The 14,219-nt window shown below is 64.0% G+C and carries 13 protein-coding genes; 8 read left to right on the top strand and 5 right to left on the bottom strand.

Features of this window, described 5'->3' with window-relative positions:
• Positions 1–23 precede the first annotated feature (23 nt).
• From KUW00_RS08365 to hutC, 3 genes are all read right to left on the bottom strand, one after another.
• On the bottom strand, positions 24–1,157 hold the full coding sequence (locus KUW00_RS08365; RefSeq protein ID WP_222568804.1) for an acyl-CoA dehydrogenase family protein: 1,134 nt from the start codon (positions 1,155–1,157) through the stop codon (positions 24–26).
• Entirely contained in the window at positions 1,154–2,296 is a 1,143-nt protein-coding gene (locus tag KUW00_RS08360; RefSeq protein ID WP_222568803.1) for a CaiB/BaiF CoA transferase family protein, read from the bottom strand. The genes KUW00_RS08365 and KUW00_RS08360 overlap by 4 nt, the downstream gene beginning before the upstream one ends.
• A 595-nt stretch (positions 2,297–2,891) precedes the next feature.
• On the bottom strand, positions 2,892–3,599 hold the full coding sequence (hutC, locus tag KUW00_RS08355; RefSeq protein ID WP_222568802.1) for a histidine utilization repressor: 708 nt from the start codon (positions 3,597–3,599) through the stop codon (positions 2,892–2,894).
• A gap of 192 nt (positions 3,600–3,791) precedes the next feature.
• On the opposite strand from hutC, the gene KUW00_RS08350 reads away from it, so the two are divergent.
• Entirely contained in the window at positions 3,792–4,805 is a 1,014-nt protein-coding gene (locus tag KUW00_RS08350; protein WP_222568801.1) for a zinc-binding alcohol dehydrogenase family protein, read from the top strand.
• A 234-nt stretch (positions 4,806–5,039) separates the two neighbouring features.
• Here KUW00_RS08350 and nspC read toward each other — a convergent pair whose 3' ends face one another.
• Positions 5,040–6,215 carry a carboxynorspermidine decarboxylase gene (gene nspC / locus KUW00_RS08345; RefSeq protein ID WP_315901117.1) on the bottom strand — a complete coding sequence of 392 codons (1,176 nt, stop codon included), beginning with the start codon at positions 6,213–6,215 and terminating at the stop codon, positions 5,040–5,042.
• Between the two features lie 3 nt (positions 6,216–6,218).
• Positions 6,219–7,439: a saccharopine dehydrogenase family protein gene (locus KUW00_RS08340; RefSeq protein ID WP_045992530.1), complete on the bottom strand. Its 1,221-nt coding sequence runs from the start codon at positions 7,437–7,439 to the stop codon at positions 6,219–6,221.
• 639 nt (positions 7,440–8,078) lie between these two features.
• Here KUW00_RS08340 and KUW00_RS08335 point away from each other — a divergent pair.
• The 7 genes from KUW00_RS08335 to KUW00_RS08305 all read left to right on the top strand — a co-directional run bounded on the left by KUW00_RS08335 (position 8,079) and on the right by KUW00_RS08305 (position 14,215).
• Positions 8,079–9,077 carry a TRAP transporter substrate-binding protein gene (locus tag KUW00_RS08335; protein WP_222568800.1) on the top strand — a complete coding sequence of 333 codons (999 nt, stop codon included), beginning with the start codon at positions 8,079–8,081 and terminating at the stop codon, positions 9,075–9,077.
• Between the two features lie 62 nt (positions 9,078–9,139).
• Positions 9,140–9,652 carry a TRAP transporter small permease gene (locus KUW00_RS08330; protein WP_045992527.1) on the top strand — a complete coding sequence of 171 codons (513 nt, stop codon included), beginning with the start codon at positions 9,140–9,142 and terminating at the stop codon, positions 9,650–9,652.
• A gap of 2 nt (positions 9,653–9,654) precedes the next feature.
• Entirely contained in the window at positions 9,655–10,923 is a 1,269-nt protein-coding gene (locus tag KUW00_RS08325; RefSeq protein ID WP_222568799.1) for a TRAP transporter large permease, read from the top strand.
• A 20-nt stretch (positions 10,924–10,943) separates the two neighbouring features.
• A complete protein-coding gene (locus KUW00_RS08320) occupies positions 10,944–11,717 on the top strand; it encodes an SDR family oxidoreductase (RefSeq protein ID WP_222568798.1) in 774 nt (257 codons plus the stop codon).
• Between the two features lie 16 nt (positions 11,718–11,733).
• Positions 11,734–12,669 carry a 3-hydroxyacyl-CoA dehydrogenase gene (locus KUW00_RS08315; protein ID WP_222568797.1) on the top strand — a complete coding sequence of 312 codons (936 nt, stop codon included), beginning with the start codon at positions 11,734–11,736 and terminating at the stop codon, positions 12,667–12,669.
• Positions 12,670–12,743: 74 nt separating this feature from the next.
• The gene (locus KUW00_RS08310; RefSeq protein WP_045992523.1) at positions 12,744–13,676 is read left to right on the top strand and encodes a 3-keto-5-aminohexanoate cleavage protein; all 933 of its coding nucleotides are present in this window, start codon (positions 12,744–12,746) and stop codon (positions 13,674–13,676) included.
• Positions 13,677–13,687: 11 nt separating this feature from the next.
• Positions 13,688–14,215 carry a gamma carbonic anhydrase family protein gene (locus KUW00_RS08305; protein WP_222568796.1) on the top strand — a complete coding sequence of 176 codons (528 nt, stop codon included), beginning with the start codon at positions 13,688–13,690 and terminating at the stop codon, positions 14,213–14,215.
• Positions 14,216–14,219 lie beyond the last annotated feature (4 nt).

The following is a 14,219-nucleotide window of genomic DNA, read 5'->3' as shown; positions in this document are numbered from 1 at the left end:
GGGCTATCTCCCTTGCTGGGCGGTCAGGAGGTGATGGCACGGCCGATGATGATCTTCTGGATCTCCGAGGTGCCCTCGAAGATGCGGGTGATGCGGGCGTCACGGTAGTAGCGCTCGATCGGCAGGTCGGAGATGTAGCCGTAGCCACCATGGACCTGCACCGCGGCGTCGGTGACCTTGGCCGCCGCCTCGGAGGCCACCAGCTTGGCCACCGCCGACTCCAGGCTGAAACGCTGGCCGGAGTCCCGCGCGTCCGCCGCCTTGTAGGTCACCAGCTTGGCGGCCTCGAGCTGGGCGTGCATCTCGGCCAGCATCCACTGGATGCCCTGGTGCCGGCACAGCGGCTTGCCACCGACGATGCGCTCCTTTGACCAGGCCAGCGACGCATCCCGAGCGGCCCGCGAGATACCGACGCTCATCGCCGCCACCTCGACCCGACCGCGATCCAGCACCTCCATGGCGGTGGCGAATCCGGCCCCCTCCTCGCCCATCAAGGCATCCAATGGCAGCACACAGTCGAAGCCGATCTCGTAGATATGGCTACCGCGCAGGCCCAGGGTCTTCTCGGGACTCGAGAACTCGAGACCCGCGGTGTGGCGGTCGACCAGAAAGGCCGAGATGCCGCGGTGGCCCTGATCGGGGTCGGTCTTGGCGTAGACCACCAGGAAGTCGGCGAAGGCGCCGTTGGTGATGTAGTGCTTGGTGCCGGTCAGGTGCCAGCCGTCGCTGGTGCGTACCGCCCGGGTGCGCATCTCGGCGGGATTGGAGCCGGCCCCGGGTTCGGTCAGGGCGAAGGCGCCCAGCTTCTCGCCGCTGGCACACTGGGGAAGCAGCGCCTGCTTCTGATCCTCGGTAGCACCGATCAGCACCGAGTCGGTGGCCAGAAAGTGAGCGGTCAGCGATGAACAGGTGGCCGCGCAGTGGTAAGCGATCTCTTCTACCGCCAGCGACATGGCGATGCTCGAGATCTCCACACCGCCATACTGCTCGGGCAGGTTCATGCCCCAGAAGCCCAGCTCGCCCAGGGCGTCGAGGCTCTCGCGGCAGAACTCCCGCGTTTCGTCGTAGCGCGCCGCATTGGTCTTGAGCACCTCAGCGCAGACGCGGTGAGCTGCGTCCTGGAAGGCGATGTCATCTTCATTGAAGGTAAAGTTCATGCGTCGATCTCCTTGTCGAGGTGCTGTGATTCGAGACAGGCGTTGTGTTGGCCAAGCGTCGGCGCGGGGCGATCGCAGACGACCCGTCGGCCATTGAAGAACACCGGTTGAGCCGGCGAGCGCCAGTGCCCCATATCGAGCAGCAGCTGGCGGTCTTCGGCATGCCAGGATTCGGCAAGCTGGGCGATGTTCCAGATCGGAGACGCCGGCACTCCCGCCTGATCGAGACGCGCGCAGACCTCCTCCACGGTGAACTGGCCGGTCCAGTCTTCGATCAGCGACTTGAGTTCGGCCTGGTGGAGACAGCGCTGCTCGTCGTCGACAAAGCGCGCATCCTCGGCGAGCTCTGGCGCCTGCATGCACTCGGCCAGGCGAGAAAACAGCGTGTTGTTGATCACCGCGATGATTACCTGGCCATCGTTGGCCTCGAAGCTGTCGAAGGGCGCCGACAGCGGATGGCGGTTGCCGATAGGAGAAGGCGCCTGGCCGCTGGCGACGAACTGCGCCAGGTTGGTGACCTGCATCGAGAACAGGCAATCGAGCATGGACACATCCAGGTGACAGCCCTGGCGCTCGGGGTCACGTTCACGCGCGAACAACGCCGCTGCGATCGACCAGCTGGCGAACATTCCTGCGCACACATCTCCCAGCGACTCGCCGATGCGGGTCGGCATGCCGCCATCGGGACCGGTGGCCGCCATCATGCCCGACAGCGCCTGGGCGATGATGTCGTAGGCCGGCTTGGCGCGCATGGCACCGCTCTGACCGAAGCCGGAGATCGAGCAGTAGATGAGACGGGGGTAGCGCGCACGCAGCGTCGCCTCGTCGATTCCCAGGCGCTCGGTCACCCCGGGCCGGAAGTTCTCCACCACCACGTCGGCGCGCTCGCAAAGCCGATGAAAGCGCTCCAGGTCCTGGGGGTCCTTGAGGTTCAGACACAGGCTCTTCTTGCCACGATTGAGCATCGAGAAGTACAGGCTTTCGCCCTCGACGTAAGGCGCAATATGACGGCTGTCATCGCCCTGCCCCGACTCGACCTTGACCACTTCGGCGCCCAGGTCGGCCAGCATGGCGGTGCAGTAGGGCCCGGCGAGCACCCGGGACAGGTCGAGGACGGTGATCCCCTTGAGTGGTTGCATAGCGTCTTGCCTCCGGTCTTGTTGTTGGCAGTGACATCGAGCGCTGACGGCCGCTCAATATGTATATACATATCTATCGCCAAACTGCTCAGCTTTCCACCCAGACATTCTTGCCAAAAATCTCACAACAAAACTTATTTATTGTTTTTTAAACATTTTCTATAAACCAGGCCTTGAAAATTATCGACCAAGGTCTAATGAAAAATGGTGACACCAGGCGCTTGTGGCATATATTGGTATATACATCTAGCGTCATCGACGGCCCGCACCGATGTCGAGGGAGTCCGCGGCACGACACCCTGAAGCCCGCCGGGAACCCGAGAGATGGTCATCGAGGGCAACGTCAGGGAGGGGGAGAACGACGGGCGCCAAGCGTTCGTCAGCGCTGCCAGTAGAGAGACAGCAGAGAGATAGCAGGGTGATAGGAGGGTGATAGGAGGGAGTTCGGCGAGAGAGCTTGCCGGGGGAGATCACCGAGAGAGTGAGGTGAAAACGCGAGCGCTGCATGACACCAAGCCACAGCCGTCGCCACCCTCACAGTAAAGACCTGCGAAGGGAAGCCGTCCGAACAGCGCGGCGATGCGCCAGGGTAGCTTCAGGTATTGCGGGAGGCGTTCAGCTTGTAGCGCTTGCCGGGATGCAGAAGCTGGGTGTAGCTGATCAACAGCTCCCCGGACCAGGTGCGACGAATCACCAGCAGGCAGGCGTCGCTGGGAGACATCTCCAGCAGCGCCGCTTCCTCGTCACTTGGCAGCATCGCCTCGACGCTGTTCTCGACGTCGGTGACCGGATAACGCGCCACCAGGATGGCGTTGGGCGTCTGGCGCTCGAAGTCCTGCTGCAGGTAGTCCGGCGCCAGCTTCGGGTTGACGTGGCGCCGCTCGAGCTGGATCGCCACGCCATTTTCCCGATGCACGATCTCGGAGTAGAACACCCGGGTCCCGGTCCTCACCCCCAGAAAGACGGCGACCTCTTCGGATGCGGCCACCTCCTTCAAGGCGATGATCTGGCTTGAGTGCTCGCCGCCTCGCAGGCGGATCTCGTCGGCGATATTACGGATGTCGAACAGCGACGATTCGGACTTGCGCTGACTGACGAAGGTACCGGACCCCACCCGGCGCACCAGCAAGCCCTTCTGTACCAGATCGCGTATGGCCTTGTTGGCGGTCATGCGGCTGACCCCAAACTGGGTAGCCAGCGCATTCTCGGCAGGGATTCGATCACCGGCGACGTAGGCCCCGCTCTCGATCTCGGACAGCAGATATTCCTTTATTCTTGCGTAGCTGGGCCGCGAGCTTGCCATGCAACGTCCTGTGGGCAATGGGAAACGCCAAGTGTAGCCATGTCCCTGACGCCAAGGAAAGCGAAAACCTGTCGCCACCTGAGCCAGCCATTGTCCGTAAATTCCGAATAGTGTGTTTGGCGGCCGCCGGTGTTTCACGACTCCATAGCACGCTAAGGTGTTGCCATTGATGAACACCTTACGGGAGATCCCATGAAAGCTATCGGTTACCACGCCCCCGGCCCCATCGACCACGACGACGCCCTGGTCGATCTGACCCTCGACACACCACAGGCCAGCGGTTTTGACCTGCTGGTCAAGGTCGAGGCGATTTCGGTCAACCCGGTGGACGTCAAGATTCGCCAGGCCCGTGCACCCGAAGAAGGCCAGCCTGCGGTAATTGGCTGGGATGCGGTCGGCGAAGTAGTCGCCGTCGGCGACCAGGCCTCACGCTTCGCCGTGGGCGACCAGGTCTGGTACGCCGGCGATATCTCCCGCCCGGGCACCAACAGCGAGTACCACCTGGTCGACGAGCGCATCGTCGGGCATGCGCCTCGCTCCATCCCCACCGCCCAGGCAGCGGCGCTGCCGCTCACCACCCTGACCGCCTTCGAGATGCTGTTCGATCGCCTGCGGGTGCTTGATCCGGTCCCCGGTGCCGCCCGTGCGGTGCTGGTGATCGGCGGTGCCGGCGGCGTGGGTTCCATCACCATCCAGCTGTTGCGTGCCTTGACCGACCTGCAGATCATCGCCACCGCCTCACGCCCGGAGACCCAGGCCTGGGTGAAGGAACTCGGCGCCCACCATGTGATCGACCACAGCCAACCGCTGCCCGAACAGGTCGAGGCGCTGGGCCTGGGTGCGCCAGCCTTCGTCTTCTCGACCAACTATTCGGAGCACTATGCCCCCCAAGTGGCCGAGTTGATCGCCCCCCAGGGCCGCTTCGGGCTGATCGATGACCCAGAGACGCTGAACATCACCCCGTTCAAGCCCAAGGCGGTGTCGATCCACTGGGAGCTGATGTTTACCCGCGCGCTCTTCACCACCGACGACATCGCCCGCCAGGGCGAGATCCTCGACAAGGTCGCGGGGCTGATCGACACGGGTCGGATTCGCTCCACCGCCACCGACAGCTACGGCACCATCAACGCCGACAACCTCAAGCGCGCCCATGCGCTGATCGAGAGCGGTAAGGCCAAGGGCAAGATCGTGCTCGAAGGTTTTTAAGGCGCAGACGAAAAGACGCCCGCCCCGCTCGGCAGTGCCGAACGGGGCGGGCGTCTTGCGTATCGAAGACGGTCCGATCGAATCGAAACCACGACCAGCGTCAGTCGAGCTCCAGAACCTCGGTCTCGAACCTCGGTTTCGAACCTTGGTCTCGAAACTCAGGGCCGAATCAGGCCCGGACCTCGGCCCCGAATCTCGGAGCCTGACCTCGGTCTCGCACCTTCCACTCTGCGGTCAGGACAGGCGTTCGCGGAAGTCCTGATAGCCGAACTCGCGGATCACCCTGAGCTCACCGGTCTCTGAGTTCCACACCGCGATGGCCGGCAGGCGCGTGCCATTGAAGGTGGTGGTCTTGACCATGGTGTAGTGGGACATATCCTTGAAGATCAGCTTCTGACCGATCTCAAGCGGCTCGGGAAAGCTGTAGTCGCCGATCACGTCCCCGGCCAGACAGGTCAGCCCGCCCAGTCGGTAGGTGTGCGGGTACTCGCCTGGCTTCCCCGCCCCCAGCAGACCGGGACGATAGGGCATCTCCAGCACGTCCGGCATATGGCAGGTGGCCGAGGTGTCGAGAATCGCCTGGTTCAACGCATTGAAGCTCGTGTCCAGCACCGTGGTCACCAGCACCCCGGAACCGATGGCAATCGCCTCGCCGGGCTCCAGATAGACCTGCACCTGGTGACGCTCGGCGAAGTCACGCACGCAGCGGATCAGGTCGTCGCGCTGGTAGTCGGGACGGGTGATATGGTGGCCACCGCCGAAGTTGACCCACTGCATGCGCCCGAGCAGATGGCCGAAGCGCTCTTCCACCGCCGCCAGGGTACGCTCGAGCGGCGGGAAGTCATGCTCGCACAGGGTATGGAAGTGCAGGCCGCTGATGCCGTCGAGGCTCTGCTCGTCGAGCTCGGACAACGGGATACCGAGCCGCGACCCCGGTGCGCAGGGATCATAGATCGGCACATCGCCCTCGGAGTGCTCCGGATTGATGCGCAGCCCGAAGCGCAGCCCCGGACGACGCGCCAGCGCCTCGCGCACCAGCGGTTGAGCCCGCCGCCACTGAGCCGAGCTGTTGAACACCACATGGTCGGCGATCTTGAGGATCTCGGCCAGATCGGCGTCACTGTAGGCGGCACCGAAGACGTGGACCTCGCCACCATAGTGCTCACGCCCGAGCTGCGCCTCGTGCAGGCCGCTGGCGCAGGTGCCGCTCAAGTAGCGCGAGACCATCGGCGCGAAGTGCCACATGCTGAAGGCCTTGAGCGCCGACAGCACCTTGGCACCGCTGGCCTCGGCGACCTCGGCGAGGATCGCCAGGTTGCGCTCCACCGCCACCTCGTCCACCACGTAGCAGGGTGACGGCAGCGCCTCGGCGTCCAGCCGCGTGATATCCGTGAACTGAAGGATCTCCACGCCTTAGAGGTCCTCGCCCTTCTGCACGTCCAGACGGAACGACGGATCCAGCTCGATGACCTTCCACGGCAGACCGTACTCGTTCATGTCGGCCATGAACGGATCGGGATCGCACTGCTCCATGTTCCACACGCCCGGGCGCTTCCAGTGGCCCTCGAGGATCATCTTGGCGCCGATCATCGCCGGCACGCCGGTGGTGTAGGAGATCGCCTGGGACTTCACCTCGGCGTAGCAGTCCTGGTGGTCGCAGATGTTGTACAGGTACATGACCTTTTCCTGGCCATCCTTCTTGCCGCGCACCACGGTGCCGATGCAGGTCTTGCCCTTGGTGCGCGGACCCAGGGTGGAGGGGTCGGGCAGTAGGCTGGCCAGGAACTGGATGGGCACGATCTGCTGGCCGTTATACTCCACCGGCTCGATGCCGGTCATGCCGACATTCTTCAGCACCTCCAGGTGCTTGAGGTAGCTGTCGCCGAAGCTCATCCAGAACTGGGCGCGCTTGAGGCTCGGGAAGTGCTTGGACAGCGACTCCAGCTCCTCGTGGTAGAGGCGGTAGATGTTGTAGTCACCGACCTCTTCGGGGCAGCTGAAACGCGCCATCTTGGACATCGGCGGCGTGGTGACGAACTCGCCATCTTCATAGTGGCGGCAGTCCGCGCTGACCTCCCGGATGTTGATCTCCGGGTTGAAGTTGGTGGCGAAGGGGTAGCCATGATCGCCGCCGTTGACGTCGATGATGTCCAGCTCCTCGATCTCGTCGAAGTAGTGCTTGGCGAGATAGGCGGTGAACATGTTGGTGGCGCCCGGATCGAAGCCGCTGCCGAGCAGCGCGGTCAGGCCGGCCTGCTTGAAGCGATCCTGGTAGGCCCACTGCCACTTGTACTCGAACTTGGCGGTATCCAGCGGCTCGTAGTTGGCGGTGTCGAGGTAGTGCACGCCGGCGGCCAGGCAGGCATCCATGATGCTCAGGTCCTGGTAGGGCAGCGCCACGTTGATGACCAGCTCCGGCTTCTCGGCTTCGAGCAGGGCAGTCAGCTCGGCGACGTTGTCGGCGTCGACCTGGGCTGTGCGAATCGGGCGCGGCAACTGCTCGGCGATGGCCTTGCACTTGGACTCGGTGCGACTGGCCAACAGGATATCGGTAAACACCGATTCAAGCTGCGCACACTTGTGAGCGACGACACTGCCCACACCGCCGGCACCGATGATGATCACTTTTGACATAACAATACGCTCCCGCCTGAGTACAACGACCCGTCAAGATGGATAGGCCCGGTCGAGGTGAGCCGAATCGCGACCCACGAGGCTCGTCCACCCGACGAGCCTCCTACCCTACTACCGGACGGCGCATGCTAACCAGATTTGCCGTTTCACGCCACGGCTTTTCGCCCCTTGCCTGTGCGTCGCCGAGGTGGATGTTAAGGCGCCCCACCGACCTGGCGACAGTGTAGTCAATCACCACCAGATGACAGCTTGATGTGACGCTGTCGAGCGCCTGGTGCGAGCCCATGCACGACCCGCCCTCACCTCGCGCCAGCACACTCCAGCTCATTCCAGCTCATTCCAGCTCACTCCACTTCAGGCCACCTGACGTCACTTGCCCCAGCCTCCACCCGACGCTACAGAGCTCGCACACCATCCTTAAATCCATAAAAAAGACTACGTAGTCACTAAATTAAACTAAAGTATATTTAATTGATATTCAGCAACTTACTTCACATACATGGATCATAGAATTTTCTATTGTTGAATACGTATGTCGTTTGGATTTACAAGTGTGCACTCCGCAGCGCCACCACCTCGAGCGCCGCCGATTGCCCCTCGCTGCCGGCCAGGGGCTCACAACGACAACAGGAGAGCTCCATGCGCCACTTTCACCCCCTCCCCTTCAGTCTGACCGCCCTGACCGCCGCTGTCGGTCTTGGCCTGTCCGCGACCGCCCTGGCCCAGCAGGAACGCACCATCGACGTCAGCCTGCCGCTGGGACCCGAGTCACAGCAGGGCATCGGTATCCTCAAGTTCGGCGAGGAACTTGAGCGCCTGTCGGATGGCCGTCTGACCATCGAACCTCACTACGACAACGCCCTGGGGGCCGAGCGCGAGGTCATCGAGGGCATGGGGCTCGGCATTATCGACGCCGGCATCGCCTCCACCGGCCCCATGGGCGGTTTTGTCGACGAGTTCCTGCTGTTCGACCTGCCCTACATCTTCGAGGACCACGAGCACGCCTACGGCTTCCTCGACAGCGAACACGGCGAACAGCTCGCTCAACTCGCCGAAGAGCAGATGAACGTCAAGTTCCTGGCCTGGATGGAAAACGGCTTCCGCCACAACACCAACTCGGTACGCCCGCTCGAGCACCCGAGCGATCTCGACGGCATCAATCACCGCACCCAGGAAAGCCGCGTTCAGGTGGACACCTGGGAAGCGCTGGGCGCCAACGCCACGCCGATGGCCTGGACCGAGGTCTACACCGCGCTGCAGCAGGGGGTCATGGATAGCCAGGAAAACCCTCTGGCCACCATCTACGACGTCAACTTCTACGAGGTCCAGGACTACCTGAACATCACCCAGCACGTCTATTCGCCGGCGCCGCTGATGATGAGCCTGAACCTGTTCAACTCGTTCAGCGAAGAAGATCAGCAAATCATCCTCGAAGCCGCGCAGATCGCACTGCCGGTGCAGCGCGAGGCCAGCCAGGAACTGGAGCAGCGCTACAAGGGCGAACTGGCGGAACTCGGCATGACCGTGACCGAGCCGGACCTGGCCCCCTTCCGTGAGGCCGTCCGTCCGGTCATCGACAAGTGGGCGCCGACCGTGGGCGAGGACCTGGTCGACGCCGCGATCAACTTCGACCACTAAGCAACAAGGCGCCAGCCGAGCCCATGGCAAGGCGGGCGCCGACTCTTCCTGCGAGGCATCCCATGCAATCCTTCCTGCAATTCGTCAACGCCGGGATCGGGCACTTCAACCGCTTGATCGGCTGGGGCCTGGCGCTGCTGCTGCTGGTCATGACCGTACTGATCTTCTGGCAAGTCTTCGCCCGATTCGTGGTCGGCAGTCCCTTGTTCTTCTCCGACGAGATCGCGCGCTTTTCGATGCTCTGGCTGACCTTTATCGGTGCCGGCTACGCCTACCGCAAGGGCACCCTGATTTCGGTCGACATCGTGCTGGAGTATTGCGGCGAACGCGTGGGCCGCCTGATGCGCATCCTGGTTGTGCTGTGCTCGGCGGTGTTCGCCTTCGTCATGATCAAGTACGGCTTCGAGCTGGTCGGCCGGGTCTCCAGCCAGACCGCCCCCAGCACCCGTATTTCGATGATGTGGCCTTACCTCGCCATCCCGGCAGGCGGCATCGTGATCATGGTCAACAGCCTCGGCCTGCTGATCGACGAAGCCCTGGGCCAACCGGTCCACCACCATCAGGAGGTGAACTGACCATGGCACTGTTACTGTTCGTCCTGCTGATTTCACTGTTCATTCTTGGCGTCCCCATCGCCTTCTCGCTGGGCTTGGCCTCGGCCATCACCGTCTGGCACGGCGACCTGATGCCGATGCTGATCGTCGCCCAGCAGATGCTGGCCTCGGTCAATTCCTTTCCGTTGATGGCGATCCCGTTCTTCATCCTGGCGGGCTACCTGATGCAGGGTGGCGGCATCTCCAAGCGCCTGGTCGACTTTTCCAACACCCTGGTGGGCAGCATGACCGGCGGCCTGGCCATGGTGGCTATCGTCACGTCGCTGTTCTTCGCCGCGATCTCCGGCTCCGGCGCCGCCACTACCGCCGCGATCGGCGCCATCCTGATTCCCGCCATGCTGTCCAAGGGCTATCCCGGTGGCTACGCCGCCGCCAACCAGGCCGCCTCCGGCGCCCTCGGCGTGATCATCCCGCCCAGCATCCCGCTGATTCTCTACGGCATCGCCGCCAACGTCTCGGTGGGCGACATGTTCATCGCCGGTATTCTGCCGGGCATCCTGGTGACCCTGACCCTGCTGGTATTCGCCTACTTCTTCGCCCGTGCCAATGGACTTGGCGGCGGAGAAAAAAGCTCGCTCGGCGACGTCTTTCGCGCCGGTAAAAAGGCGATTCTGGCCATCCTGATGCCGGTGATCATCCTCGGTGGCATCTATGGGGGTGTCTTTACGCCCACCGAAGCCGCCGTCATCGCGGTCGCCTACTCCTTCGTCATCGGCACGCTGATCTACCGCGAGATCAAGTTCACAAGCCTGGTCGGCATCCTCAAGCAATCCGCCGTGACCACCGCGGTGGTGCTCAGCATCATCGGCGCCGCCGGGCTCTATGGGCGCATCCTGCAAAGCCTGCGGGTCCCCGACATGATCTCGGACTTCGTGATCTCGGCCATCGACAGCCCACTTCTTTTCATCTTGCTGGCGAACCTGTTGCTGCTTCTGGCCGGCATGTTCATCGAGGCCGCCGCCGCCATCCTGATCTTCGTGCCGATCCTGCTGCCGATCGCGGTGAGCTACGGCTTCGACCCGATCCACTTCGGCATCATCATGGTGGTCAACCTGGCCATGGGCATGTTCACCCCGCCGGTCGGGCTCAACCTCTTCGTCGCCTCCCAGATCACCAACATCGGCATCGCTCGTCTGACCTGGGCGGTCATGCCCTTTGTCGCGATCGTGCTCGCCAACCTTCTGATCATCAGCCTACTGCCGGTGTTGTCCACCTGGCTGCCGTCGCTGTGACCCCACACAAGGAGAACACCATGAACGTCGTTGAAAGCCTCACCCCGCGCCAGGGACTGCGCGTGCTGGTCACCGCCGGCGCCTCCGGCATCGGCCTGGCCATCGCCAAGGCCTTCGTCCAGGCCGGCGCCAGGGTCCACGTCTGCGACATCGACAGCGAGGCCCTGGCCGCCCTGCCAGACGGCATCACCCATACCCGTTGCGACGTCAGCCGCGAGGACGAGGTCGCCCGCCTGTTCGATGACGCCCGCGCACTCGGCGGTCTCGATGTGGTGGTCAACAACGCCGGGATCGCCGGCCCCACCGCGGGCATCGACGAGATCGATCACGCAAGCTGGACCCAGACCATCGACATCAACCTGAACGGCCAGTACCGCGTCGCCCACCGCGCCGCGCCGCTGCTGCGCGACAGCCAGGGACTGCTGGTCAACCTGGCCTCGGTAGCCGGACGGCTTGGCTTCGCCTACCGCACGCCCTACGCCGCGAGCAAGTGGGCGGTGGTCGGCCTGACCAAGAGCCTGGCCTGCGAGCTTGGCCCGGACGGCGTGCGGGTCAATGCCATCCTCCCGGGCATCGTGCGCGGGCCACGCATCGAGAAGGTGATCGAGGACCGCGCCGCCAAGCGCGGCATCAGCTACGCCGAGATGGAAACGGAGAACCTGTCGAAGATCTCCATGCGGCGCATGGTCGAGCCCACCGATATCGCCGCCATGGCGCTGTTCCTGGCGGCGCCGGGGGGCACCAACATCAGCGGCCAGGCACTCAGCGTCTGCGCCAACGTCGAATCCCTGTGACCACGGAAGCCTCCTTATGACCAGACCCGTAGGTATTCTCGGCGCCGGCCTGATCGGCCGCGCCTGGGCCATCGTGTTCGCCCGAGCCGGCATCGACGTGCGCCTGCATGACGCCGCAGACGAGGCGCTCGAGCGGGCCCGCGACGCCATCGCCACCTCCCTCGATGACCTCCACCAGGCGGGGCTGATCGAGGACCCGGAGCGGGCGATTTCGCGTATCCGCTACGACAGCGACCTGGCATCGGCCATGGCCGGGGTCGGCTACGTGCAGGAGTGCGGGCCGGAAGATGTCGAGACCAAGCGGCGCATCTACAGCGACCTTGAAGCCGTGGTGGCCAAGGACACCGTGCTGGCCAGTTCGACCTCCGGTATCGCCGCTTCGCGCTTCACCGATCACCTCCATCACCCTGACCGTTGCCTGGTGGCCCATCCGGTCAATCCGCCCTACCTGATCCCGCTGGTGGAAGTGGTGCCGGCGCCGGCCACCGGGCAAGCCGCGGTGGCGTCCACCATGGCGCTGATGGAGCGGGCCCGGCAGACACCGATCCTGGTCAACAAGGAAGTCCCTGGCTTCGTGCTCAATCGCCTGCAAGGCGCCTTGCTCAACGAGGCGCTGAGACTGTTCGCAGACGGGGTGTGCTCCGCCGAGGATCTGGACAAGACGGTCAAGCACGGGCTGGGCCTGCGCTGGTCGTTCATGGGGCCCTTCGAGACCATCGACCTCAATGCGCCCGATGGCGTGGTCGACTATGGCAACCGCTATGGGCCGCTGTATCGCGACGTCGACCGCGAGCGCGGTGACGACGATCCCTGGCAAACCACGACCCTGGCGGCACTCGACCAGCAGCGCCGTCAACAACTGCCGGCCCAGCGCCTGGGCGAGCGACAGGCCTGGCGCGACCGACGCCTGATGGCGCTGATCGCCCACCAGCAGACGCTGACAAACGATTGACCCGGGCCAACGACGGACCCAGACCAGCCACTGTCCCACCTTACCCGCCTATCCATCATTCAAGGACCCGACCCATGGCAAAGCAACGCAAGGTCATCATCACCTGCGCGGTCACCGGCGCGATCCACACCCCGTCCATGTCGCCGCACCTGCCGGTCACCCCGGAAGAGATCGCCGAGGCAGGCATCGCCGCCGCCGAGGCCGGCGCCTCGATTCTGCACCTGCATGCGCGTGATCCCGACAACGGCAAGCCGACCCAGGACCCGGCCATGTTCGAGCGCTTCCTGCCCCGCATCAAGGACGCCTGCGACGCGGTCATCAACCTCACCACCGGTGGCAGTCCGCACATGACGGTGGAGGAGCGCATGCGCCCGGCCATGGAGTTCAAGCCCGAGCTTGCCTCCATGAACATGGGCTCGATCAACTTCGGGCTGTTCCCGATGCTCGACCGCTACGCGTCGCTTGAGCACCAGTGGGAGCGTGAGCACCTGGAGAACAGTCGCGACCTGGTGTTCAAGAACACCTTCGCCGACATCGAGAAGGCGATGACCCTGGGCGCCGAGAACGGTACCCGTTTCGAGTGCGAGTGCTACGACATCGGACACCTCTATTCCCTGCGCAACCTGCTCGACCGCGGCGTCATCGGCGGCCGCGTATTCGTCCAGAGCGTGTTCGGCATCCTCGGTGGCATCGGTCCTCACCCGGAGGACGTGATCCACATGCGGCGCACCGCGGACCGGCTGTTCGGCGACGCCTACGAGTGGTCGGTGCTGGGCGCCGGCAGCAGCCAGATGCGCATCGCCGCCCAGGCCGCCGCCATGGGGGGACACGTGAGGGTCGGGCTCGAGGATTCGCTGTGGCTGGGCCCGGGCAAGCTGGCCGAGACCAACGCAAGCCAGGTCGCCAAGGTGCGCGAGATCCTCGAGGGTCTGTCGTTTGAGGTGGCGACCCCGGACGAAGCGCGTCAGATGCTGGGACTCAAGGGCGCCGACCAGGTCGGCTTCTAGGGAGACGGACGATGACCCTGTATCGACTCGGGGGCGAGGCCCCCGATATCGCCGCCAGCGCACTGGTGTTCGACGAGGCCACGCTGATCGGCGACGTACGCCTGGGTGAGCGCGTCAGCGTGTGGCCCGGGGCCGTGCTTCGTGGCGACAATGCGCCTATCGTGGTGGGAGACGACAGCAACCTGCAGGACGGCTGTGTGGTTCACTCGGACCCCGGCTATCCGGTTACCATGGGACGCCAGGTCACGGTGGGTCACCTGGCCATACTGCACGGCTGCCGCATCGGCGATGACGTGCTGGTGGGAATGAATGCCACGGTACTCAACGGTGCCGACATCGGTGATCGATGTATCATCGGCGCCGGCGCGCTCGTCACCTCGGGCAAGCGCTTTCCCCCTGGCTCGTTGATCGTCGGCAGTCCAGCCAAGGTGGTCAGAGAACTGACCGAGGACGAGATACAGTCGGTGCGCGACAATGCCAGCGTCTACACCGACAAGATCGCCGCCTATGCGTCTCTGGAGCCTGTCGAGCCGGCGTGATCGC

It is taken from the genome of Halomonas sp. DP5N14-9 (assembly GCF_019802175.1).
GTDB lineage: Bacteria > Pseudomonadota > Gammaproteobacteria > Pseudomonadales > Halomonadaceae > Halomonas > Halomonas litopenaei.
This window is presented reverse-complemented; position numbering and strand designations above follow the sequence as displayed.